This window comes from Phenylobacterium sp. (genome assembly GCF_046290725.1).
Lineage (GTDB): Bacteria > Pseudomonadota > Alphaproteobacteria > Caulobacterales > Caulobacteraceae > Phenylobacterium.
Window position 1 is genome coordinate 719,544 of record NZ_JBKBUH010000002.1, and the last position, 22,237, is coordinate 741,780.

At 67.7% G+C, this 22,237-nt stretch carries 22 protein-coding genes and 2 tRNA genes; 22 read left to right on the top strand and 2 right to left on the bottom strand.

What is annotated here, in order from left to right:
• Positions 1–16 precede the first annotated feature (16 nt).
• Positions 17–93, top strand: a tRNA-Val gene (locus tag ACK41C_RS14810).
• A gap of 22 nt (positions 94–115) precedes the next feature.
• Here ACK41C_RS14810 and ACK41C_RS14815 read toward each other — a convergent pair.
• Positions 116–856 (bottom strand): DUF4019 domain-containing protein, encoded by a 741-nt coding sequence (locus ACK41C_RS14815; protein WP_409655802.1) that lies wholly within the window; start codon positions 854–856, stop codon positions 116–118.
• A gap of 95 nt (positions 857–951) precedes the next feature.
• On the opposite strand from ACK41C_RS14815, the gene ACK41C_RS14820 reads away from it, so the two are divergent.
• The 4 genes from ACK41C_RS14820 (at position 952) to ACK41C_RS14835 (ending at position 5,937) form a co-directional block, all read left to right on the top strand.
• Positions 952–1,860 carry an aldo/keto reductase gene (locus ACK41C_RS14820; RefSeq protein ID WP_409655804.1) on the top strand — a complete coding sequence of 303 codons (909 nt, stop codon included), beginning with the start codon at positions 952–954 and terminating at the stop codon, positions 1,858–1,860.
• A gap of 132 nt (positions 1,861–1,992) precedes the next feature.
• Positions 1,993–3,252: a cytochrome P450 gene (locus ACK41C_RS14825; protein WP_409655806.1), complete on the top strand. Its 1,260-nt coding sequence runs from the start codon at positions 1,993–1,995 to the stop codon at positions 3,250–3,252.
• 150 nt (positions 3,253–3,402) lie between these two features.
• On the top strand, positions 3,403–5,325 hold the full coding sequence (locus ACK41C_RS14830) for a flavin-containing monooxygenase (RefSeq protein ID WP_409655808.1): 1,923 nt from the start codon (positions 3,403–3,405) through the stop codon (positions 5,323–5,325).
• Positions 5,326–5,367: 42 nt separating this feature from the next.
• Positions 5,368–5,937, top strand: coding sequence for an NADPH-dependent FMN reductase (locus tag ACK41C_RS14835; RefSeq protein WP_409655810.1), 570 nt, complete (start codon positions 5,368–5,370; stop codon positions 5,935–5,937).
• Between the two features lie 35 nt (positions 5,938–5,972).
• Here ACK41C_RS14835 and ACK41C_RS14840 read toward each other — a convergent pair.
• Positions 5,973–6,049 (bottom strand) — tRNA-Asp (locus tag ACK41C_RS14840).
• Between the two features lie 325 nt (positions 6,050–6,374).
• On the opposite strand from ACK41C_RS14840, the gene ACK41C_RS14845 reads away from it, so the two are divergent.
• The 17 genes from ACK41C_RS14845 (at position 6,375) to ACK41C_RS14925 (ending at position 22,235) form a co-directional block, all read left to right on the top strand.
• Positions 6,375–6,752 carry an NADH-quinone oxidoreductase subunit A gene (locus ACK41C_RS14845; RefSeq protein WP_409655812.1) on the top strand — a complete coding sequence of 126 codons (378 nt, stop codon included), beginning with the start codon at positions 6,375–6,377 and terminating at the stop codon, positions 6,750–6,752.
• Positions 6,722–7,303 (top strand): NuoB/complex I 20 kDa subunit family protein, encoded by a 582-nt coding sequence (locus tag ACK41C_RS14850; RefSeq protein ID WP_409655814.1) that lies wholly within the window; start codon positions 6,722–6,724, stop codon positions 7,301–7,303. Before ACK41C_RS14845 ends, ACK41C_RS14850 begins: the two co-directional genes overlap by 31 nt.
• Positions 7,300–7,911: an NADH-quinone oxidoreductase subunit C gene (locus ACK41C_RS14855; protein ID WP_409655816.1), complete on the top strand. Its 612-nt coding sequence runs from the start codon at positions 7,300–7,302 to the stop codon at positions 7,909–7,911. Before ACK41C_RS14850 ends, ACK41C_RS14855 begins: the two co-directional genes overlap by 4 nt.
• Positions 7,911–9,179 (top strand): NADH-quinone oxidoreductase subunit D, encoded by a 1,269-nt coding sequence (locus ACK41C_RS14860; RefSeq protein WP_409655818.1) that lies wholly within the window; start codon positions 7,911–7,913, stop codon positions 9,177–9,179. Before ACK41C_RS14855 ends, ACK41C_RS14860 begins: the two co-directional genes overlap by 1 nt.
• Positions 9,176–9,523: a nuclear transport factor 2 family protein gene (locus tag ACK41C_RS14865; RefSeq protein ID WP_409655820.1), complete on the top strand. Its 348-nt coding sequence runs from the start codon at positions 9,176–9,178 to the stop codon at positions 9,521–9,523. The genes ACK41C_RS14860 and ACK41C_RS14865 overlap by 4 nt, the downstream gene beginning before the upstream one ends.
• A 7-nt stretch (positions 9,524–9,530) precedes the next feature.
• Positions 9,531–10,214 (top strand): NADH-quinone oxidoreductase subunit NuoE, encoded by a 684-nt coding sequence (gene nuoE / locus ACK41C_RS14870; protein ID WP_409655822.1) that lies wholly within the window; start codon positions 9,531–9,533, stop codon positions 10,212–10,214.
• Between the two features lie 61 nt (positions 10,215–10,275).
• On the top strand, positions 10,276–11,592 hold the full coding sequence (nuoF, locus tag ACK41C_RS14875; RefSeq protein ID WP_409655824.1) for an NADH-quinone oxidoreductase subunit NuoF: 1,317 nt from the start codon (positions 10,276–10,278) through the stop codon (positions 11,590–11,592).
• 4 nt (positions 11,593–11,596) lie between these two features.
• Positions 11,597–13,639, top strand: a complete 2,043-nt coding sequence (gene nuoG, locus ACK41C_RS14880) for an NADH-quinone oxidoreductase subunit NuoG (protein ID WP_409655826.1) — start codon at positions 11,597–11,599, stop codon at positions 13,637–13,639.
• 3 nt (positions 13,640–13,642) lie between these two features.
• Complete coding sequence (nuoH, locus tag ACK41C_RS14885; protein ID WP_409655828.1) at positions 13,643–14,722, top strand: NADH-quinone oxidoreductase subunit NuoH; 1,080 nt, start codon at positions 13,643–13,645, stop codon at positions 14,720–14,722.
• Positions 14,719–14,928 carry a hypothetical protein gene (locus tag ACK41C_RS14890; protein ID WP_409655830.1) on the top strand — a complete coding sequence of 70 codons (210 nt, stop codon included), beginning with the start codon at positions 14,719–14,721 and terminating at the stop codon, positions 14,926–14,928. Before nuoH ends, ACK41C_RS14890 begins: the two co-directional genes overlap by 4 nt.
• Positions 14,929–14,935: 7 nt before the next feature.
• The gene (gene nuoI, locus ACK41C_RS14895) at positions 14,936–15,427 is read left to right on the top strand and encodes an NADH-quinone oxidoreductase subunit NuoI (RefSeq protein WP_409655832.1); all 492 of its coding nucleotides are present in this window, start codon (positions 14,936–14,938) and stop codon (positions 15,425–15,427) included.
• Positions 15,428–15,523: 96 nt separating this feature from the next.
• On the top strand, positions 15,524–16,141 hold the full coding sequence (locus ACK41C_RS14900) for an NADH-quinone oxidoreductase subunit J (RefSeq protein ID WP_409655834.1): 618 nt from the start codon (positions 15,524–15,526) through the stop codon (positions 16,139–16,141).
• Complete coding sequence (nuoK, locus tag ACK41C_RS14905; protein WP_409655835.1) at positions 16,138–16,446, top strand: NADH-quinone oxidoreductase subunit NuoK; 309 nt, start codon at positions 16,138–16,140, stop codon at positions 16,444–16,446. The genes ACK41C_RS14900 and nuoK overlap by 4 nt, the downstream gene beginning before the upstream one ends.
• Before the next feature lie 9 nt (positions 16,447–16,455).
• Positions 16,456–18,537 carry an NADH-quinone oxidoreductase subunit L gene (nuoL, locus tag ACK41C_RS14910; RefSeq protein ID WP_409655837.1) on the top strand — a complete coding sequence of 694 codons (2,082 nt, stop codon included), beginning with the start codon at positions 16,456–16,458 and terminating at the stop codon, positions 18,535–18,537.
• Positions 18,538–18,552: 15 nt separating this feature from the next.
• A complete protein-coding gene (locus tag ACK41C_RS14915) occupies positions 18,553–20,040 on the top strand; it encodes an NADH-quinone oxidoreductase subunit M (RefSeq protein WP_409655839.1) in 1,488 nt (495 codons plus the stop codon).
• Between the two features lie 14 nt (positions 20,041–20,054).
• On the top strand, positions 20,055–21,494 hold the full coding sequence (gene nuoN, locus ACK41C_RS14920; protein ID WP_409655841.1) for an NADH-quinone oxidoreductase subunit NuoN: 1,440 nt from the start codon (positions 20,055–20,057) through the stop codon (positions 21,492–21,494).
• A complete protein-coding gene (locus ACK41C_RS14925; protein ID WP_409655843.1) occupies positions 21,495–22,235 on the top strand; it encodes a biotin--[acetyl-CoA-carboxylase] ligase in 741 nt (246 codons plus the stop codon).
• Positions 22,236–22,237: the final 2 nt, after the last annotated feature.

The following is a 22,237-nucleotide window of genomic DNA, read 5'->3' on the forward strand; positions in this document are numbered from 1 at the left end:
ATAGAGCCCGCCGCGCGGGCGGCTAGCTCAGCTGGTCAGAGCACCTGGTTTACACCCAGGGGGTCGGGGGTTCGAACCCCTCGCCGCCCACCATTCCGCACCCTGAATCCGCCGCTCAGCGGCAGCCCAGCTTGGCCCGGGCCTCGGCGAGCTGGACGCCCGACAGGCCGGCTTCCGCCTCCGGAGTCAGGTGGTCGAGCTGTTCCCGCACCAGGCGGAACCCGTCGGCTTCGCGCCGCCACAGGACGAAGCCGCAGGCCGTCCGGACGTTTTCGAAGCTGCTCGTATAGTCCAGGGCGGCGAAGACGCCGGGGTCGGGGCTCTCGGGCGGGTTCTCGAACCAAAGGGTGCGGGTGACGGCGCGGCGGGTTTCGGTCCCGGCCAGGCGGTTGAAGGCCTCGGCTTCTGTGCGCCAGCGTTCGGCGTCGACCTCGCTCCAGTCATCTCTGAACAGCCGCCGGGCGGCGGCCGCGTCGGCGGCGTTGCGCGCGGTGAAGAACCGTTCGGTGAGGGCCGCGACGGCGGCTTCCTGATCGGGCGTCGGGTCGAACGGGGCCGGCGGCGGGGGCGGGGGCTCACACGTCAGGTCCTGCACCAGCTTCGGCGGGTCTGCGCCGGCGTCGAAGGCGAATTCGCCGAACCGGATCGCATCGGCGCCGCAGAGTTCCACTGCGGCGGGCAGGAGGAGCTGCTGGGCGCGCGCCGGATCGTCGAGCTCCGCTGCGGGGAGGCTGAGGCGGAACTCGCGCTCGCCCACGCGTTCCACGTCGACGAATTCGGGCCCCCCCGCTTCGCCCCGCCCGCAGGCGGCCGCGACCAGCGCCGCCAGCAGCGCCAGCGGGGCGCCCGGTCTCATGCCTCGCCCGCCAAGGTCATGGGTTGAGCCTAGAAGCTGCGAACGCCCATGCAAAGGGCGTAGGCTTCGCCGGTCCGATTCAACGAAAGGCCCCGATGCTCTATCGTCCCCTCGGCAGGACCGGCCTGCAGGTGTCCGAGATCGGCCTCGGCTGCGCCAGCTGGTGGGGCAAGGCCGCCTTCGACGAGCGCCAGGCTCATCGCCTGGTGCATGCGGCCCTGGAGCGCGGCGTCACCTTCTTCGACACCGGCGCCAGCTATTCCGGCGGCGAGGCGGAGCCGCGCCTGGGCCGGGCGCTGAAGGGGCGCGACCTGGACCGCGTGGTCGTGGCCACCAAGGCCGGCACCCGTCACGACGGGCGGCGGGTGGTGCGCGACATGGCGCCGGCCGCCGTCGCCGCCAGCCTCGAGCGCAGCCTGAAGACCCTGGGTTTGGAGAGGCTCGGCCTGCTCCAGCTGCATGGCCCGTCGGTCGCCGAGCTGAACGACGAGATGCTGGGTCTGCTGGAAAGCTTCAAACGCCGCGGCCTGGTGCGGGCGGTGGGGGTCAACAGCTTCGACCCGGCGGTTATCGAGGCGGTCGCCGCCCTGCCGGCCATCGACGTGGTGATGGTCGATTACAACGTCCTGCGCCCGGAGCGGGCGCCGGTGATCGCCGAGGCGGCGAGGCAAGGGAAGGGGGTTCTCGCCGGCATGGCCCTGGCCATGGGCCACACCGGCGGCCAGGTGCTGAAGCTGCGCGCGGTGCGCGACGTCTGGTACGCCCTGCGGGCCCTGAAGAACCATCGCGCCGACGTGGTCCGCGGCGCCCGGTTCGGCTTCCTGCACCGCCTGCCGGACATGACCGGCGCGCAAGCGGCCCTGGCCTACGTCCTGGCCGACCCGAACGTCTCGTGCGCGGTGTTCGGCGCCACCCGCATGGCGCATCTGGTCGAGAACCTGGAGGCGTCGGGCAAGCGCCTGGACGAAACGGTGATGGCGGCGATCCGCCAAGCCCAGGCCTGACGCGGAAATCGAACTTAGTTTGGATTCTACAAGGCGTTGCGGGCGCCGGCCGATTGGGTTTCCATGGCCCTTGGACGGCGCCGGCGACGGCCATTTCGGCCGCGGACCTGCGCCGCATTACGGGAGGATCCGATGGCCGACGGCGCCCTGAAACTGGCCGACGAGGCGCGGGCGCGCGCCTATTCCCTGCCGCTCGATGAGTTCCACCCCGGCGATCCGGAGCTCTTCCGGACCAACACCCACTGGCCCTACTTCGAGCGCCTGCGCCGCGAGGATCCGGTGCACTGGTGCCGGGACTCCGAGTTCGGCCCCTACTGGTCGGTCACCCGCTACAACGACATCATGGCGGTGGACACCAACCACCAGATCTTCTCTTCCGAGGCGGCCCTGGGCGGCATCACCATCCGCGACGCACGGCCGGACCTGCGGCGGCCTAGCTTCATCGCCATGGACCCGCCCAAGCACGACGTGCAGCGCAAGACCGTCAGCCCGGTGGTTTCGCCCGCCAACCTGCAGATCCTGGAGCCGATCATCCGCGAGCGGGCGGCGAAGATCCTGGACGAGCTGCCGGTGGGAGAGACTTTCGATTGGGTCGACCGCGTCTCCATCGAACTGACCACCCAGATGCTGGCGACCCTGTTCGACTTTCCGTTCGAAGAGCGTCGGAAGCTGACCCGCTGGTCCGACGTCGCCACCTGCCTGCCGGGGCCCGGGGCGCTTTGCGAGACCGAGGAAGACAGGCAGGCCGAGCTGATGGCCTGCCTGTCCGAATTCACCGAGCTCTGGAACCAGCGGGTGAACCAGCCGCCGGCGGGCGACCTGGTCTCGATGCTGGCGCACGGCGAGGCGACGCGGAACATGACGCCCGACGAGTATCTGGGGAACATCATCCTGCTGATCGTCGGCGGCAACGACACCACCCGCAACTCGATCTCCGGCGGGCTCTATGCGCTGAACCAGAACCCCGACCAGTACGCCAAGCTGCGGGCGAACCCGGACCTGATCGGCTCCATGGTGCCCGAGATCATCCGTTGGCAGACGCCGCTGGCCCACATGCGCCGCACCGCGGTCGCCGACATCGAGCTGGGCGGCAAAGAGATCCGCAAGGGCGACAAGGTGGTGATGTGGTACGTCTCGGGCAATCGCGACGAGGCCGTGATCGAGGAGCCCGACCGCTTCATCATCGACCGCCCACGGCCGCGCCAGCACCTCTCCTTCGGCTTCGGCATCCATCGCTGCGTGGGCAACCGGCTGGCCGAGATGCAGCTGCGGATCGTGTGGGAAGAGATCCTGAAGCGGTTTTCTCACATCGAGGTCGTGGAGGAGCCCAGACGCGTCCGCTCCAGCTTCGTGAAGGGCTACGAGAGCTTGCCGGTGCGGATCGTGAACTGACGCCATGGCGATCCACTTCCTATAGGACCGCGCGCGAGCGCGTCGGCTTTTGGAGTCGGCGCCGCGCCTGACGCGACGGCGCCCTTTTCCTCGCCGGGGAGAGGCGTAAGCTCCCGCAAAAGAAGAACGATAACCTGTGGGAGGAACAGCATGGCCGTGGACCTGGCCCCCCTCGATCAGGCGCTCGAAAGCGCCCATCTCCCGGCGCTGATCGCCGCCATGGTGCATCTGACGGGCGATCCCGGCTGGCTGCGGCCGGAGTGGCGGCCGACCTATACGCCGCTGTCGCGCGGCGACACCGGGCTTCCCCCCGAAGAGGAGGCCAAGATCCGCGCCGCCGCCAAGGTGGCGATCGAGAATTACCTGACCGGCAAGGTTCCCTTGGCGCGCGCGCCTTCCCCCGAAGTCGCCGAGAAGATGATGAGCTTCGTCGCCGGCGCCGAGATTCCCGAGGGTTATGGCGACTTCCTGCGCGATGAGCTGGCGCTCGACGGCCATTCCTCCAAGGATCCGGACTGGAAGGCGCCGGAGCTGAAGGCCGCGGCGCGGCGGCTGAACGTGCTGATCGTGGGCGCGGGCATGTCGGGCCTGCTGACCGCCATCCGGCTCAGCCAGGCGGGCGTGCCCTTCGAGATCGTCGACAAGAACGCCGATGTCGGCGGCACCTGGTACGAGAACACCTATCCCGGCTGCCGGGTGGATTCCTCGAACCACATCTATTCCTACAGTTTCGAGCCCAACCACTTCTGGCCGCAGCATTTTTCCACCCAGCCGGTGCTGCTGGACTATTTCCGCGGCGTGGCCGCCCGCTACGGGATCCGCGAGAAGGTCCGCTTCCAGACCACGGTCGAGGAGATGGCCTGGGATGAGAGGCGGGCGCTCTGGCGCGTACGCCTGCGCACGCCCTCGGGCGTGGAGCACCTCGAGGCCAATGCGGTGGTCACCGCCGTGGGCCAGCTCAACCGGCCGCGCTTCCCCGACATCAAGGGAAGGGAGCGGTTTGGAGGCGTGGCCTTCCACTCCGCGGAGTGGCGTCACGACGTCGACCTCGCCGGCAAGCGGGTGGCGGTGATCGGCACCGGCGCCAGCGCCTACCAGTTCGCGCCGGAGATCGCGCCCAAGGTCGCTTCGCTGACCGTCTTCCAGCGCACGCCGCCCTGGGGCTTCCCGGTGCCGCACTACCACGAGGACGTGCCCGCCGGGATGAACTGGCTGATGGAGCACGTGCCCTATTACGACAAGTGGTACCGGTTCTGGATGTTCTGGATGGTCACCGACGGCCTGTTGCCGATGGTGGCCGCCGATCCGGACTGGCGAGGGCCGCCCACCGCTGTGGGGGCCGCCAACATGATGTTCCGCGAAATGATCGCCGAGGCGATCCGCGCCCAGGCGCCCGACCGGCCCGACCTGGTGGAGAAGGTCATCCCGAGCTATCCGCCGGGCGGCAAGCGGGCCCTGCTGGACAACGGCGTCTGGATGGCGGCGTTGAAGCGCGACAATGTCGAGCTGGTCACCGAACCGATCGCCGAGATCACCGAGGCGGGCGTCGTCACCGCCGATGGGGCGGAGCGCACCTTCGACGTCGTCATCTACGGCACCGGCTTCCACGCCTCGAAGTTCCTGTGGCCGATGAGGATCAAGGGCCGGGGCGGGGCCGACCTGCACGAGACCTGGGACGGAGACCCGCGCGCCTATCTCGGCATGACGACGCCGGGATTTCCGAACCTCTTCATGATCTACGGGCCGAACACCAACATCGTGGTCAACGGCTCGATCATCTTCTTCTCCGAATGCAGCGTGCGCTACATCGTCGGCTGCCTGAAGCTGCTGGCCGAGACCGGGGCGGCGGCCATGGAGCCCAAGCGCGAAGTCCACGACGCCTTCAACGCCAAGGTCGACGCCGGCAACAAGCTGATGGCCTGGGGCTGCCCGCAGGTGACCAGCTGGTACAAGAGCGAGAAGGGCCGCGTGACCCAGAACTGGCCCTTCGCCCTGGTCGACTACTGGCGCGCGACCCTGGCGCCCAATCCGGACGACTTCGTGCTGGAGAAGGCCAGGGTGCTGGCGGAGTAGGGGGCTGCTATAGCGGGGGCTTTCCGGTTCGCGAGGGTCCCGATGCTCAAGCTTCACACCATCGTCTGTTCGACCCGCCCCGGCCGCGTCGGCCTGTCGGTCGGCCGCTGGTTCCATGCGGCGGCGCAAGGCCACGGCGGGTTCGAGGCCGAGCTGGTGGACCTCGCCGACTTCGCCCTGCCGGTCTATGACGAGCCGCACCATCCGCGCCTGCAGAGGTATGAGCAGGCCCATACCCGAGCCTGGGCGGCCAGCGTGGCGGCGGCCGACGCCTATGTCTTCGTGACGCCGGAATACAATTACGGCCCGCCGCCGTCCTTCGTGAACGCCCTGACCTATGTCTATCGCGAGTGGCACCACAAGGCGGCGGGTTTCGTCAGCTATGGCGGCGTTTCCGGCGGCATGCGGGCGGTGCAGGCCGAGCGCCTGATGCTGACCAGCCTGAAGGTCATGCCCATGGCCGAGCAGGTGAGCATCCCCATGGTCGGCCAGCAGATCGACGGGGAGGGCGTCTTCACCCCGACGGAAGGGCAAGGGAAGGGTGCGGCGGCGATGCTGATCGAGCTCGCCCGCTGGGCCGGCGCGCTCAAGCCGCTGCGCGCCGAGGCGTGAGCGGCGGCTGCGTCTTCTGGTTTTCCTGGAAAACGTGGCGCGAGTGACGGGGCTCGAACCCGCGACCTCCGGCGTGACAGGCCGGCGCTCTAACCAACTGAGCTACACCCGCGTGGTGCTCGCGTCGCCGCGAGGCGCGTCTGATAGGTGCGGACTAGAATCGTGTCAACGAGTCTCTTCGCGCGAAGAGCTCGATGGAGCCGATTTTTCACATGACGAAGTTCTTTGTACAGTTGAGACCGGTTCTCAATTTTCATGAGGCCTGACGGCTAGAATCCGGAATCCGCAGAAGAATTCCACATGCCGACGGTTGGGGAAGCTGCTCGGCGCCGAGCGTTCGGGCGCTTCAGGCGCCTGCGACAACCAAGTCCGCTCCGCACCGTTTGAACCCCGCGCGAGGCTGGTCTAGAAGGGCGCGCGACTCCTCCGAGGAATCCATGAACGCCTTTCTTCTCCAGTACCTGCCCATCGTGATCTTCCTGGGGATCGCGGGGGCCTTGGGGCTCGTCTTCATCATCGCCTCGGCGGTGCTGGCGCCGAGGTCGCCCGATCCGGAAAAGCTGTCGACCTACGAGTGCGGCTTCAACGCTTTCGACGACGCGCGGATGAAGTTCGACGTCCGGTTCTACCTGGTCTCGATCCTCTTCATCATCTTCGATCTCGAGGTGGCGTTCCTGTTCCCCTGGGCCGTGTCGCTCATGAACCTGCCGCCCGAGACGGCGCAGTTCGCCTTCTGGTCGATGATGACCTTCCTGGGCGTGCTGACGGTGGGCTTCATCTACGAATGGAAGAAGGGAGCCCTGGAATGGGAGTGATCGTTCCGGCGGGCTCGGCGGCGCGTTCGACCGTCGAAGGCTACGATCCCAAGCTGCACGACCCGTTCTTCGACGGCGTCTCCGGCGAACTGGCCGACAAGGGCTTCATCACGGCGGCGGCCGACGACCTGATCACCTGGGCGCGCACCGGCTCACTGATGTGGATGACCTTCGGCCTGGCCTGCTGCGCGGTCGAGATGATGCAGGCCTCGATGCCGCGCTACGACCTGGAGCGCTACGGCTTCGCGCCGCGCGCCAGCCCCCGTCAGTCCGACGTGATGATCGTCGCCGGCACGCTCTGCAACAAGATGGCCCCGGCGCTCCGCAAGGTCTACGACCAGATGCCGGAGCCGCGCTACGTCATCTCCATGGGCTCCTGCGCCAACGGCGGCGGCTACTACTATTTCAGCTATTCCGTCGTGCGCGGCTGCGACCGGATCGTGCCGGTGGACATCTATGTGCCCGGCTGCCCCCCCACCGCCGAGGCCCTGGTCTACGGCGTGCTGCAGCTGCAGAAGAAGATCCGTCGCACGGGGACGATCGAGCGATGACCTGGCCCGTTCCCGTCCAAAACCTCGAAGCGCTCGGCCAGCAGGCCGTGGCCGACGGGGCCGGCGCGGTCGCCGGCTTCCATCTGGCCTATGACGAATTGACCCTGACCGCGCCGGCCAACCGCGTGGTCGAGGCCTTGACCCTGCTGCGCGACAAGTTCGGCTTCGAGCAACTCATCGACCTGGCCGGCGTGGATTATCCCACCCGCGCCCGGCGCTTCGACGTGGTCTATCACCTGCTCTCGCTCTCCAAGAACCGGCGCGTCCGGCTGAAGATCGAGACCGACGAGGACACGCCGGTTCCGACCGTCACCGGGGTCTATCCTTGCGCCGACTGGTACGAGCGCGAGGCCTTCGACATGTACGGGGTGTTCTTCGAGGGCCACCCGGACCTGCGCCGGATCCTGACCGACTACGGCTTCCACGGGCATCCGCTGCGCAAGGACTTCCCGATGACCGGCTATGTGGAGCTCCGCTACGACGAGGAGCTCAAGCGCGTGGTCTATGAGCCGGTGAAGTCCGTCGAGTTCCGCAACTGGGACTTCCTCTCGCCCTGGGAAGGCGCTGAATACCTGCTGCCGGGCGACGAGAAGGCGGAGGCTAAGTGATGGCCGACGACATGCCCCATGCGGTGGTGAACACCTCCGGCGAATCCACCGACATCACCGCCGGCAAGACGGCCGAGGTCGCCTCGGGCGAAACCGCGGTCCGCAAGTTCAACATCAATTTCGGGCCGCAGCACCCGGCGGCGCACGGCGTGCTGCGCCTGGTGCTGGAGCTGGACGGCGAGGTGGTGGAGCGGGTCGACCCGCACATCGGCCTGCTGCACCGCGGCACCGAAAAGCTGATGGAGTACCGGACCTACCTGCAGAACGTCCCGTACTTCGACCGCCTCGACTATGTGGCGCCGATGAACCAGGAGCACGCCTTCTGCCTGGCCATCGAGAAGCTGCTGGGCGTTGAGGTCCCGATCCGCGGCCAGATCATCCGGGTGCTCTATTCCGAGATCGGCCGGATCCTGAACCACCTGCTGAACGTGACCACCCAGGCTCTCGACGTGGGCGCCCTGACGCCGCCGCTCTGGGGCTTCGAGGAGCGCGAGAAGCTGATGGTGTTCTACGAGCGCGCCTGCGGGGCGCGCCTGCACGCCAACTACTTCCGTCCCGGCGGCGTCCACCAGGACCTGCCGGAGGCCCTGGTCAACGACATCGGCGACTGGTGTCCGCACTTCCTGAGGGTCTGCGACGATATCGAGACCCTGATCACCGACAACCGCATCTTCAAGCAGCGCAATGTCGACATCGGCAAGGTGACGAGGGACGAAGCCCTGAACTGGGGCTTCTCTGGCGTGATGGTCCGCGGCTCGGGAATTCCCTGGGACCTGCGGCGCACGCAACCCTACGAGAACTACAACGACTTCGAGTTCGACATCCCGCTGGGCGTGAACGGCGACTGCTACGACCGCTACCTCTGCCGCATGCAGGAGATGCGGGAGTCGGTGAAGATCATGCGCCAGTGCGTCGACATGCTTCGCAAAACCGCCGGCCCGGTCATGACCGAGGACAACAAGGTGGTTCCGCCGCGCCGGGGCGAGATGAAGCGGTCGATGGAAGCCCTGATCCACCACTTCAAGCTCTACACCGAGGGCTTCCGCACGCCGGAAGGCGAGGTCTACGCCGCGGTCGAGGCCCCGAAGGGCGAGTTCGGCGTCTATCTGGTCTCCGACGGGACCAACAAGCCGTACCGCTGCAAGATCCGGGCGCCGGGCTATCCGCACCTGATGGCCATGGACTGGATGAACCGCGGCCACATGCTGGCCGACGTGTCCGCCATCCTCGGCTCGCTCGACATCGTCTTCGGGGAGATCGACCGGTGAGCGCGCCCGTCCTTTCCCCCGCCGATCTCGCCCAGGCCCAGCTCGACGCCTACAACGCCCAGGATCTGGACGCGCACTGCGCCTGCTTCGCCGACGACGTGGTGGTGGCCGACCTGAACGGGGCGGTGACCATCCAGGGCATCGACGCCTATCGCGCCAAGTACGAGCAGGTCTTCGCCGACTTCCCGCAGAACAAGGCCAAGCTCCTCAACCGGATCGTGGTCGGGAACACCGTGATCGACCACGAGCACGTGGAGCGCACGCCCGGCGGGGCGACCTTCCAGGTCGCCGCCATCTACACCATCGCCGGCGGCAAGATCGCCCGCGTCGACTTCGTGAAGTGAGGGACCGTTGAGCGTTCGCCGCCTCTCCCCGAACCAGCCGGATAGCTTCGCCTTCAGCGCCGAAACGCTGGAGAAGGCGAAGTGGTGGATCTCCAAGTACCCGCCGGGCCGCCAGCAGTCGGCGGTGATCCCGATCCTGTGGCTCGTCCAGAAGCAGGAAGGTTGGGTTTCCGAGCCCGCCCTGCGCGCGGTGGCCGAGCTGCTGGGCATGCCGGTGATCCGGGTGTTCGAGGTGGCGACCTTCTACACCATGTTCATGCTGGAGCCGGTCGGCACCCACGCCCTGGTGCAGGTCTGCGGCACCACGCCCTGCGCACTGCGCGGCGCGAACGAGCTGATGGCCCACTGCAAGAAGCGGATCGGGCCGAAGGACCACGTCTCGGCGGACGGCAAGTTCTACTGGCAGGAAGTGGAGTGCTTGGGGGCCTGCTCCAATGCGCCCATGGCCGCGATCAACGACTATTACTACGAGGACCTGACGGTCGAGAGCTTCGACAAGCTGCTCGACGAGTTCGCCGCCGGCCGCACGCCGCCGCCGGGCTCGGCCATCGGCCGCCAGGGCTCGGCGCCCGAGGGCGGGCCGCTGACCCTGCAGGACCCCAAGCTCTACGACGGCTCGGCCGCCAAGCCGATCAAGAATATCCCCAACGCCGAACCCAAGGCCAAGGCGAAGAAGGAGCCGGCGGCGTGATCTCGGCTCAGGTCTGTTTCATCGCGCGCGCTGGCGCCGCGGAAAAGGGAGTTTAGGGGCCGTGGTCGGCATCCTGGAAGACAAGGACCGCATCTTCACCAACCTCTACGGTCTCCACGACTGGGGCCTGGAGGGTGCGAAGCGGCGCGGGGCGTGGAACGCCACGGCGGACATCCTGAGCCAGACTCCGGAATGGATCGCCCAGCAGATCAAGGATTCCGGCCTGCGGGGCCGGGGCGGGGCGGGGTTCTCCACCGGCTTGAAGTGGACCTTCATGCCCAAGCAGGAGAGCGAGCGGCCGCACTATCTGGTCGTCAACGCCGACGAGTCGGAGCCGGGCACCTGCAAGGACCGTGAGATCCTGCGCAACGATCCGCACCTGCTGATCGAAGGGTGCCTGATCGCCAGCTACGCGATCCGGGCGCACACCTGCTACGTCTATATCCGCGGCGAGTACGTGCATGAGCGCGAGCGCCTGGAGGCGGCGATCAAGCAGGCCTACGAAGCCAAGCTGATCGGCAAGGGCAACGTCCACGGCTGGGACTTCGACCTCTTCGTCACCCACGGGGGCGGGGCCTATATCTGCGGCGACGAGACCGCCCTGATGGAGAGCCTTGAGGGCAAGAAGGGTCAGCCGCGCCTGAAGCCGCCGTTCCCCGCCGGGGCCGGCATCTATGGCTGCCCGACCACCATCAACAACGTCGAGTCGATCGCCGTCGTCGGCACGATCCTGCGCCGCGGGGCGGCCTGGTTCGCAGGCTTCGGCCGGCCGAACAACACCGGCGTCAAGCTGATGGCCATCTCCGGCCATGTGAACAAGCCTTGCGTGGTCGAAGAGGCCATGTCGATCCCGCTGAAGCAGCTGCTCGAGGACCACTGCGGCGGCGTCCGCGGCGGCTGGGGCAATCTGAAGGCGGTGATCCCCGGCGGCTCCTCGGTGCGGATGATCCCGGCGCACGAGGCCGAGACGGCCCTGATGGATTTCGACTCGCTCTCGGCGCTGAAGTCGGGCCTCGGGACGGCGGCGGTCATCGTGATGGACCAGTCGACCGACATCGTGAAGGCGGTGGCGCGGCTCTCCTACTTCTACAAGCACGAGAGCTGCGGCCAGTGCACGCCGTGCCGCGAGGGCACCGGCTGGATGTGGCGGGTGATGGAGCGGATGGTCACCGGCGAGGCCGAGATGAAGGAGATCGATCTCCTGCTCGACGTGGCCAGCCAGGTCGAAGGCCACACCATCTGCGGCCTCGGGGACGCCGCCGCCTGGCCGATCCAGGGCCTCTTCCGCCACTTCCGCCACGAGGTGGAGGAGCGGATCACCCAATACCGCGCCGGAAAGCCGCACGTGCAGGGCGCCAAGCTCGAGGCGGCGGAGTAACGAGATGCCCAAAGCCAAGGTCAACGGCGTCGAGGTCGAGTTCGAACCCGGCATGACGGTTCTGCAGGTGGCGGAGCTGGCCGGGGAGGAGATCCCGCGCTTCTGCTATCACGAACGCCTGTCCATCGCCGGCAACTGCCGCATGTGCCTGGTCGAGGTGAAGCCCGGCCCGCCGAAGCCGCAGGCCAGCTGCGCCCTGCCGGCCGCCGACAACCAGGAGATCTTCACCAACACGCCGATGGTGAAGAAGGCGCGCGAAGGGGTGATGGAGTTCCTGCTCATCAACCACCCCCTGGACTGCCCGATCTGCGACCAGGGCGGGGAGTGCGACCTGCAGGACCAGGCCATGGGCTATGGCCGCGACGATTCCCGCTACGCCGAGAACAAGCGGGCCGTCGAAGAAAAGTACATGGGTCCGCTGATCAAGACGGTGATGACCCGCTGCATCCAGTGCACCCGCTGCGTGCGCTTCATCACCGAAGTCGCCGGCGTTCCGGACATCGGCCTGATCAGCCGCGGCGAGGACGTGGAGATCACCACCTACCTGGACAAGGCGGTCGGATCCGAGCTTTCGGCGAACGTGATCGACCTCTGCCCGGTCGGCGCGCTGACCTCCAAGCCCTACGCCTTCAACGCCCGCCCCTGGGAGCTGAAGAAGACCGAGAGCGTCGACGTCATGGACGCCCTGGGTTCGGCGATCCGTGTCGACTCCCGCGGGCCGGCGGTGCTGCGCGTGCTGCCGCGCATCAATGACGACGTGAACGAGGAGTGGATCAGCGACAAGACCCGCTATGCGGTGGACGGCCTGTCGCGCCAGCGGCTGGACCGGCCCTATGTGCGTGAGGCCGGGCGGCTGCGTCCTGCGAGCTGGGCCGAGGCGCTGGACCTGGTCGCCGCAAAGCTGACGGGAACTGCGCCCGACCGCATCGGCGTCATCGCCGGCGACCTGCAGGATGCGGAGTCCATGAAGGCCGCCAAGGACCTGTTCGGCGCGCTCGGCGTGACCAGCCTCGACTGCCGCCAGGACGGCATGGCGCTCGGCGGCGGCCAGCGGGAAAGCTGGCTGATGAATTCGACCCTCGCCGGGATCGAAGAGGCCGACGTGGTGCTGCTGGTCGGGACCAATCCGCGGCTTGAGGCGCCGGTGTTCAACGCCCGTCTGCGCAAGCGCTGGCTGGCCGGCGCCATGCGCATCGGCGTGATCGGCGAGCAGGCGGACCTCACCTACGCCTACGACTATCTGGGCGCCGGACCCGACACCCTGGCCGGGCTCTCCAAGTCCCGCAGCGACTTCGTCAAGGCGCTGAAGGGCGCGCAGAGGCCGGCGATCATCGTCGGCGCCGGCGCGCTCGGCCGGGCCGACGGCGCGGCCGTCCTCGCCGCCGCGGCGGGCGTGGCCAAGACCTTCGGCATGACCTGGAACGTGCTGCACACGGCCGCTTCCCGCGTCGGCGGGCTCGATCTCGGCTTCACGCCGGGGGAGGGCGGCAAGACCGCGCGCGAGATGGTCGCCAAGGGCGCGCTCGACGTTCTGTTCCTGCTGGGCGCCGACGAGATCGACGCCTCGGGCTCGGACGCTTTCAAGATCTATCTCGGCACGCATGGCGACGCCGGCGCGCATGGGGCGGACGTGATCCTGCCGGGCGCGGCCTACACCGAAAAGGACGGCCTCTACGTCAACACCGAAGGCCGGGTGCAGCTCGGCCTGCGCGCAGTGTTCCCCAAGGGCGAGGCCCGGGAGGACTGGGCGATCCTCCGCGCGCTCTCCGAGCGGGTCGGCAAGACGCTGCCCTACGACACGCTCGCCCAACTGCGGGAGCGCCTGTTCGAGGCGCATCCGACCTTCGGCCAGATCGACTATGCGCCGGGCTCCGCGGGCCAGGCCGTGGACTTCGGTGCGCTGGACGCGGCTGGAGAGCTTTCGAACGAGCCCTTCGCCTCGCCGGTGAAGGCCTTCCACCTGACCAACCCCATCGCGCGCGCCAGCGTCACGATGGCCGAGTGCGCGGCGATCGCCTCCGGCGCCGCCAAGATCGCCGCGGAGTAGGGCATGGACGCGACGACATCCTTCTGGGCCACTCCAGGCGGCTGGACCCTGATCACGGTCGCCCAGATCATGGCCGTGATCCTGCCGCTGCTGGTGGCGCTGGCCTTCTTCATGCTGGCGGATCGCAAGATCTGGGCCGGCGTGCAGATGCGCAAGGGCCCCAACGTGGTCGGCCCCTTCGGCCTGCTGCAGTCCTTCGCCGACCTCATCAAGTTCGTGCTGAAGGAGATCGTGATCCCCGACGGCGCGGACAAGGTCGTCTTCCTGCTGGCGCCGCTGCTGACCTTCACGCTCGCCCTGGTGGGCTGGGCGGTGATCCCCTTCGCGCCGGGCTGGGTGGTCTCCGACATCAATGTCGGGGTGCTCTACCTGTTCGCCATCTCCTCCCTCGGCGTCTACGGCATCATCATGGGGGGCTGGGCGTCTAACTCGAAGTACCCGTTCCTCGGCTCGCTGCGCTCGGCGGCCCAGATGGTCTCCTACGAGGTGTCCATCGGCTTCGTGATCATCACGGTGATCCTGCTGGCCGGCAGCATGAACCTGATGACCATCGTCGAGCAGCAGGCCGGCGGGTTCTGGAACTGGAACGTCTTCGGCGGCGGCTTGCACAACCTGCCGCTGGCGCTGGTGATGATCCCGATGGCGGTGGTGTTCTTCATCTCGGCGCTCGCCGAGACCAACCGCCCGCCCTTCGACCTGCCCGAAGCCGAGTCCGAGCTCGTGGCCGGCTATCAGGTGGAATACTCCTCCTCGCCGTTCCTGCTGTTCATGATCGGCGAGCTGGTGAACATCGTCCTGATGTGCGCCATGATCTCGCTGCTGTTCTTCGGCGGCTGGCAGGCGCCCTTCGTCCTGGGCGTGGAGCACACCTGGCCGGCGACGGTGCAGAGCTTCTACGGCCTGATGTGGTTCGTCCTGAAGATCTGCTTCTTCTTCTTCATGTTCGGCATGGCCAAGGCCATCGTGCCCCGCTACCGCTACGACCAGCTGATGCGGCTGGGCTGGAAGGTGTTCCTGCCCACCTCGCTCGTGGCCGTGGCGCTGGTGGCGGCCTGGCGCGTCTTCGGAGCGCCGGCGGCATGAGGAGGCTCGCGCTCTGCCTTTCCCTGCTGGCGCTGTGCGCCGCCTGCGCGGGAGACCCCGCCGGGACCTCGCCGGTGGGCGGGGTCGCCAGCTACGACGCCCTGAAGCAGGCGCGCGATGCGTGCGTCGCCCGCGGCGGGGAGCTCGTCCAGCGTCCGCAGACGTCCGGCCAGCGCATGGCCGACTACGGCTGCAAGAGAAAGTGACCGTCCGATGATGCAGCGTATCGCCCAGGCCGTCCGAGGCGCGTCCCTGATGGACTTCGCCGGCGCCTTCGGCCTGGCCATGAAGTACATGGTCAAGCCTAAGGCCACGGTGCAGTACCCGCATGAGCGCAACCCGCAGTCGCCGCGCTTCCGCGGCGAGCACGCCCTGCGCCGCTATCCCAGCGGCGAGGAGCGCTGCATCGCCTGCAAGCTGTGCGAGGCCATCTGCCCGGCCCAGGCCATCACCATCGAGGCCGAGCCGCGGGAGGACGGCAGCCGCCGCACGACCCGCTACGACATCGACATGGTCAAGTGCATCTATTGCGGCCTGTGCCAGGAGGCCTGCCCGGTGGACGCCATCGTCGAGGGCCCGAACATCGAGTTCGCCGTGGAGACGCGCGAGGAACTCTACTACGACAAGGATCGGCTGCTCGCGAACGGGGATCGCTGGGAGCGGCAAATCGCGAAGAATCTGGAACTGGACGCACCCTATCGCTAAGAGACGGGCGCGATTCCACGGCTTTACACGACTGACGCGTCCGCCCGCGGGGCTTGGGGCGCTCGACACGAAACGAGGGGCTGAAAGAGAGCCGTCATGGCCTTGCAGGCGATCGCATTCTATCTGCTCGCGGCGGTGACCGTGGGTGCGGGGTTCGGCGTGGTGTCTTCACGCAATCCCGTCCACTCGGTGCTGTTCCTGATCCTGGCCTTCTTCTCGGCGGCGGGGCTCTTCGTCCTGCTCGGCGCGGAGTTCCTGGCGATGCTCCTGGTCATCGTCTATGTGGGCGCGGTCGCGGTGCTGTTCCTCTTCGTCGTGATGATGCTCGACGTGGACTTCGCGGCTCTCCGCCAGGGCTTTGCGCGCTACCTGCCGCTGGGCGGCCTGGTGGCGGCGGTGCTGGTGGTCGAGATGATCGTGGTCGCAACCTCGGTCGCCCGCAACGGCGCGGCCCGCCTGAACGAGGCCCCGGCCGCCGCGGGGCCGGAGATCACCAACGCCGAAACCATCGGCCGGGTGCTCTACACCGACTATGTCTACTTCTTCCAGGCTGCGGGGCTGGTGCTGCTGGTGGCCATGATCGGCGCCATCGTGCTGACCCTGCGCCACAAGCCCAGCGTGCGCCGCCAGTCGGTGATCGACCAGGTCGCCCGCACCAAGAAGAGCGGCATGCGCGTCGTGCAGATCAAGCCGGGCGAGGGGATCGGCCAATGACCATCGGGCTCGCCCACTATCTCGCCGTCGCCGCCATCCTGTTCACGATCGGGGTGTTCGGCATCTTCGTGAACCGCAAGAACGTCATCGTCATCCTGATGTCGATCGAGCTGATCCTGCTGGCGGTGAACATCAACCTGGTGGCCTTCTCGGTCTATCTGCACAACGTGGTGGGGCAGATCTTCGCCATGTTCGTCCTGACCGTGGCCGCGGCCGAGGCCGCCGTCGGCCTGGCCATCCTGGTCACCTTCTTCCGCAACCGCGGCGACATCGCCGTGGACGACGTCTCGATGATGAAGGGCTGACGGAAAGCCATGACCCCTCAGTCTCTCGCCATCGCCGTCGTCTTCGCGCCCCTGCTCGGCGCCATCGTCGCGGGCCTGTTCGGCCGGCGGATCGGCAATATCCCGTCCCAGGCGGTGACCACCGGCCTGCTGCTGCTGTCGGCCGTCTTCTCCTGGGTGATCTTCAGCCAATGGACCTGGGGCGGGCTCGAGCCCTTCACCCTGCGCCTGCTGCCCTTCATCAATATCGGCGACTTCCAGTCGGCCTGGTCGATCCGGATCGACGGCCTGTCGGCGGTCATGCTGGTTGTGGTGACCACGGTCTCGAGCCTCGTCCACGTCTATTCGTGGGGCTACATGGCCGAGGACGACTCCCGGCCGCGCTTCTTCGCCTATCTCTCGCTGTTCACCTTCGCCATGCTGGCTTTGGTGACCGCCGCCGACTTCATGCAGCTGTTCTTCGGCTGGGAAGGCGTCGGCCTGGCGAGCTACCTGCTGATCGGCTTCTGGTTCAAGAAGCCCACCGCCAACGCCGCCTCCATCAAGGCCTTCGTGGTCAACCGGGTCGGCGACTTCGGCTTCGCCCTCGGCATCATGACCGTCTTCTGGATGTTCGGGACCATCGAGTTCGCCGAGATCTTCCCGCGCGTGCCGGAATTCGCCAACACCGCCTGGTGGTTCGCCGGCTCCTACTGGCATGCGGTGGACCTGGCCTGCGCCCTGCTGTTCGTCGGCGCCATGGGCAAGTCGGCCCAGTTCTTCCTGCACACCTGGCTGCCCGACGCCATGGAGGGCCCGACTCCGGTTTCGGCCCTGATCCACGCGGCCACCATGGTGACCGCCGGCGTCTATATGGTCTGCCTGCTCTCGCCGATGTTCGAATACGCCCCGGTGGCCAAGATGATCGTCACCGTCATCGGCGCGGTGACGGCGCTCTTCGCCGCCACGGTGGGCCTGGCCCAGAACGACATCAAGCGGGTCATCGCCTACTCGACCTGTTCGCAGCTCGGCTACATGTTCTTCGCCGCCGGCGTCGGCGCCTATCAGGCGGCCATGTTCCACCTGTTCACCCACGCCTTCTTCAAGGCGCTGCTGTTCCTGGGCGCGGGCTCCGTGATCCACGGCATGCACCACGAGCAGGACATGCGGAACATGGGCGGCCTTTGGAAGTACCTGCCGGTCACCTACGCGGTGATGATCATCGGCACGCTCGCCATCACCGGGTTTGGCCTGCCGAACCTGCACCTGGGCTTCGCCGGCTTCTATTCGAAGGACACCATCATCGAGGCGGCCTTCGCGGCCGGCCAGGAATACGGCGGCGTCGCCTATTTCGCTTTCGTCGTGGGCGTCTTCGCCGCGGGCCTCACCGCCTTCTACTCCTGGCGCCTGGCCTTCATGACCTTCCACGGGACGCCGAAGTGGGCGCACGGCCACGATCACGCCCCGGCGCACGACGACCACGCCACCTCGGCGCAGATCGAGACCCACACCGAACCCTTGCCGGACGGTCACGGCGATCACGGGCATGGGCATGGTCACGACCACAAGCCGCATGAGAGCCCGCCCTCGATGCTCGTGCCGATCCTGCTTCTGTCGGTCGGCGCGCTCCTGGCCGGCTTCGTCTTCGTCGAGCAGTTCGTCGGCGAGCATTGGCCGGAGTTCTGGCGCGGCGCGATCTTCATCGGTGCGGCCAACCACGTGCTGGAGCACGCGCACCACGTGCCCACCTGGGTGAAGTGGTCGCCGCTGGTCGTTTCGATGCTCGGCCTGGCCGGCGCCTTCTACGTCTACATCCTGCGTGAAGGCCTGGGCGCGCGGATCGCCGCGCGGAAAGGGCCGCTCTGGACGTTCCTCTACAACAAGTGGTTCTTCGACGAGCTCTACGAGGCGACCTTCGTGCGCGGCGCGAAGTTCCTGGGCGACCTGTTCTGGAAGGGCGGCGACCAGAAGATCATCGACGGCCTGGGCCCTAACGGCGTGGCCGCGGCCTCGCTCGTGGTCGGCAAGGGGACCGGCAAGGTCCAGACCGGCTACGTCTACCACTATGCGTTCGTGATGCTGCTGGGCGTGGCGGGACTGCTGTCCTACGCGCTCTGGGCCTGGCAGTCGTAAGGGGAGGGGGAACCCGTGACTGGCATTCTCTCGCTTACGACCTACGCGCCGCTCGTCGGCGTGGCGGCGATCCTGATCCTGCGCGCCTTCGCCAAGGCCGAGGATGCGCGCACCATCAACGCGGCCAAGTGGATCGCCTTCGTCACCACGCTGGCGACGCTGGCGCTCTCCATCCTCTTGGTGGCGCGGTTTGATCCCGCCAACCCGGGCTTCCAGTTCGTGGAAGAGGTCGCCTGGTTCGCCGGGCTGAACTACCGCATGGGCGTGGACGGGATTTCCGTCCTGTTCGTTCTCCTGACCGCCTTCCTGATGCCGCTCTGCATCGCGGCGTCCTGGAACTCGATCGAAAATCGGGTTCTGGAGTACCTGGTCGCCTTCCTGGTCCTGGAGACCCTGGTCATCGGCGTCTTCTGCGCGCTGGACCTCGTGCTCTTCTACATCTTCTTCGAGTTCGGTCTGATCCCGATGTTCCTGATCATCGGCATCTGGGGCGGCAAGAACCGGGTCTATGCGGCCTTCAAGTTCTTCCTCTACACCCTGCTGGGCTCGGTGCTGATGCTGGCGGCGATCCTGGCCATGATCGGGATTTCGGGCACCGCCTCGATCCCCGAGCTGATGGCCTACGACTTCGCCCCGGCCCTGCAGACCTGGCTCTGGCTGGCCTTCTTCGCCTCCTTCGCGGTGAAGATGCCCATGTGGCCGGTCCACACCTGGCTTCCCGACGCCCACGTGGAGGCGCCGACCGCAGGCTCCGTGATCCTGGCCGGCATCCTCCTGAAGATGGGCGGCTACGGCTTCCTGCGCTTCTCCCTGCCAATGTTCCCGCAGGCCTCGGAGTTCTTCACGCCGCTGGTCTTCGCGCTCAGCGTCATCGCCATCGTCTACACCTCGCTGGTCGCCTTCCGTCAGACCGACATCAAGAAGCTGATCGCCTACTCCTCGGTCGCCCATATGGGCTTCGTGACCATGGGCATCTTCGCCGCCAACGGCGTGGGCGTGCAGGGCGCGATCTTCCAGATGCTGAGCCACGGGGTGATCTCCGGCGCGCTCTTCCTCTGCGTCGGCGTGGTCTATGACCGGATGCACACCCGCGAGATCGCCTTCTACGGCGGCCTGGTGAACCGGATGCCCTGGTACGCGGCGACCTTCATGCTGTTCACCATGGGCAATGTGGGGTTGCCGGGCACCTCGGGCTTCGTGGGCGAGATCACCACCATGGTGGGCGTCTACGAGGTCTCGACCTGGACGGCGGTGGTCGCCGCCACCGGGGTGATCTTCTCGGCGGTCTATGCGCTGACCCTCTATCGGCGAGTCGTCTTCGGCGAGATCACCAATCCGGCGCTCGCCGACATCACCGATCTCGACTGGCGGGAGGTGGCGATCTTCGCGCCGCTGATCGCCGCAACCCTGTATCTCGGCGTCTATCCGGCCGCCGTCTTCGATGTGACCCAGGCCTCGGTCGACAGTCTGGTCGCGACCTATCGCGCGGCCATCGGCGGGTGAGGGGATAGAGCCAGATGACCTTCTCCACCGACATCGCACTTGCTCTTCCGGAGCTGATCCTCGCCGGCGGCGCCCTGCTGCTGCTGGTGATCGGCGCCTACGCTCAGCGCGCCACCGGGCCTCTGATGATCGCTGCGATCGCCACGCTGGCGGCGGCGGCCTGGGCCGCGGCTGTGGGCCCGATCGGCCGCGGTTTCGCCGGAGGACTCGTCGCTGACCAGGCCTCCGCCTTCGCCAAGGTCGCGATCTATGCCGCATCCGCGGTCTGTATCCCGCTCGGCCAGAAGTGGTTCGAGCGCCGCGCCATGCGGACCTTCGAGTTCCCGATCCTGATCCTGCTGGCCGCGCTCGGCATGGGTATGATGGCCTCGGCCGGCGACCTGATCTCGCTCTATGTGGGCGTCGAGCTCCATTCGCTGGCGCTTTACGTCCTGGCGGCCATGCACCGCGACAACGCCAAGGCGTCGGAGGCCGGCCTGAAGTACTTCGTGCTCGGCGCCCTGTCCTCGGGCCTGCTGCTCTACGGCGCTTCGCTGATCTACGGCTTCGCCGGCTCCACCCACTTCGACCAGATCGCTCTGGCGGCGCAGGACGGCGCGGGCGTGGGCGTTCTGTTCGGGCTGGTGTTCCTGATCTGCGGCCTGGCCTTCAAGGTCTCCGCCGCGCCCTTCCACATGTGGACGCCCGACGTCTACGAGGGCGCGCCTACCCCGGTGGTGGCCTTCTTCGCCGGCGCGCCGAAGCTGGCGGCCATGGTGCTCTTCGCCCGCGTGCTGGCCGAAGGCTTCGGCGGCGCGGTCGAGCAGTGGCGTCAGGTGCTGGTGATCGTCGCCCTGCTGTCGATCTTCGTCGGCGCCTTCGCAGGCCTCGCCCAGCGCAATCTGAAGCGCCTGTGGGCCTATTCCTCCATCGCCAACGTCGGCTACGCCGTGTTGGCCCTGGCGGCCGGCACGGAGGAGGGCGTCCAGGCGATGCTGGTCTTCATGGTCCTCTACATGGTCGACGTGATCGGCTTCTTCGCCTGCCTTTCGGCGCTGTCGCGCGCCGACAGGCCGATGGAGACCATGGACGATATGGCCGGGCTGGTGCGCGAGCGCCGCGGCCTGGCCCTGGCCATGACGGTCTTCTCGCTGTCGGCGCTCGGGTTGCCGCCGCTGGCCGGCTTCTTCGCCAAGTTCTACGTCTTCAAGGCCGCCATCGGCGTGGGTGATCCGATGCTGACCGTCGCCGCGGTGCTGGGCCTCGTCGGCAGCGTGGTCGCCGCCTTCTACTACCTGCGGCTCATCAAGGTGATGTGGTTCGACGAGGCTCCGGGCCAGACCGACCCCCTGCCGGGCGAAGCCCGGGTCATCGCCTATGGCGCGGCCCTGTTCTCCTTCCCCCTGGTGATCGGCGCGCTGATCTTCCTGGATCCCCTGGCCGCAGCGGCGGCGGCGGCCTTCGGCCTGGGCTAGGTGACCGCGCACCCGCCGATCGAGGTCTATGAGACGCTCGACTCCACCAATGCCGAGGCGCGTCGCCGGGCCGAGGCGGGGGAGGCGGGGCCGGTCTGGATCGCAGCGCTCAGCCAGACCGCCGGCCGGGGCCGGCGCGGGCGCGCCTGGGACACCGGCCGTGGCAACCTGGCCGCCACCCTGCTGTTCGTCACCGACAAGCCGCCGGCCGAGGCGGCCCAGGTCTCCTTCGTCGCGGCCCTGGCGGCGGCCGATCTCGCCGAAACCTGCCTCGGCGCCGGCCACGTGACGCTGAAGTGGCCCAACGACGTGCTGCTGTACGGGCGCAAGGCGACGGGGATCCTGGTGGAATCCGGCGCGCGGGCCGACGGGACGCTGTGGCTGGCCTGCGGGATCGGGGCGAATCTCGCCCACGCGCCCAAGGACGTGGAGCGCCCAGCCGCCGCCTTCGCCGAATACATGGCCGGCCCGCCGCCGACGCCCGAGGCGGCTCTGGAGGTGCTCGCCGCAAGTTTCGAGCGCTGGCGGACGCTGTGGGCGCGCGACGGCTTTGCACCGATCGCCGAAGGCTGGACGCGGCTGGCGCACGGACTGGGCGAACCTTGCGAGGCGCGCCTGCCCAACCGCACGCTCAAGGGCGTGGCCGAGGGCCTCGACGCCGAGGGCGGGCTGAAGCTTCGGCTGGACGACGGCGCGCTCGTCCGCATAACAGCCGGCGACGTGTTCTTCGGAGGGGCCTGACG

What these genes read in the sequence shown, in the direction of transcription:
- ACK41C_RS14860 (WP_409655818.1), top strand. Translation starts at nt 7,911, where the DNA reads ATGGCCGACGACATGCCCCATGCGGTGGTGAACACCTCCGGCGAATCC.
- ACK41C_RS14830 (WP_409655808.1), top strand. Translation starts at nt 3,403, where the DNA reads ATGGCCGTGGACCTGGCCCCCCTCGATCAGGCGCTCGAAAGCGCCCAT.
- nuoH (WP_409655828.1), top strand. Translation starts at nt 13,643, where the DNA reads ATGGACGCGACGACATCCTTCTGGGCCACTCCAGGCGGCTGGACCCTG.
- nuoL (WP_409655837.1), top strand. Translation starts at nt 16,456, where the DNA reads ATGACCCCTCAGTCTCTCGCCATCGCCGTCGTCTTCGCGCCCCTGCTC.
- ACK41C_RS14900 (WP_409655834.1), top strand. Translation starts at nt 15,524, where the DNA reads ATGGCCTTGCAGGCGATCGCATTCTATCTGCTCGCGGCGGTGACCGTG.
- ACK41C_RS14825 (WP_409655806.1), top strand. Translation starts at nt 1,993, where the DNA reads ATGGCCGACGGCGCCCTGAAACTGGCCGACGAGGCGCGGGCGCGCGCC.
- nuoI (WP_409655832.1), top strand. Translation starts at nt 14,936, where the DNA reads ATGATGCAGCGTATCGCCCAGGCCGTCCGAGGCGCGTCCCTGATGGAC.
- ACK41C_RS14890 (WP_409655830.1), top strand. Translation starts at nt 14,719, where the DNA reads ATGAGGAGGCTCGCGCTCTGCCTTTCCCTGCTGGCGCTGTGCGCCGCC.
- ACK41C_RS14845 (WP_409655812.1), top strand. Translation starts at nt 6,375, where the DNA reads ATGAACGCCTTTCTTCTCCAGTACCTGCCCATCGTGATCTTCCTGGGG.
- ACK41C_RS14850 (WP_409655814.1), top strand. Translation starts at nt 6,722, where the DNA reads ATGGAAGAAGGGAGCCCTGGAATGGGAGTGATCGTTCCGGCGGGCTCG.
- ACK41C_RS14815 (WP_409655802.1), bottom strand. Translation starts at nt 856, where the DNA reads ATGAGACCGGGCGCCCCGCTGGCGCTGCTGGCGGCGCTGGTCGCGGCC.
- ACK41C_RS14855 (WP_409655816.1), top strand. Translation starts at nt 7,300, where the DNA reads ATGACCTGGCCCGTTCCCGTCCAAAACCTCGAAGCGCTCGGCCAGCAG.
- nuoN (WP_409655841.1), top strand. Translation starts at nt 20,055, where the DNA reads ATGACCTTCTCCACCGACATCGCACTTGCTCTTCCGGAGCTGATCCTC.
- ACK41C_RS14835 (WP_409655810.1), top strand. Translation starts at nt 5,368, where the DNA reads ATGCTCAAGCTTCACACCATCGTCTGTTCGACCCGCCCCGGCCGCGTC.
- nuoK (WP_409655835.1), top strand. Translation starts at nt 16,138, where the DNA reads ATGACCATCGGGCTCGCCCACTATCTCGCCGTCGCCGCCATCCTGTTC.
- ACK41C_RS14820 (WP_409655804.1), top strand. Translation starts at nt 952, where the DNA reads ATGCTCTATCGTCCCCTCGGCAGGACCGGCCTGCAGGTGTCCGAGATC.
- nuoG (WP_409655826.1), top strand. Translation starts at nt 11,597, where the DNA reads ATGCCCAAAGCCAAGGTCAACGGCGTCGAGGTCGAGTTCGAACCCGGC.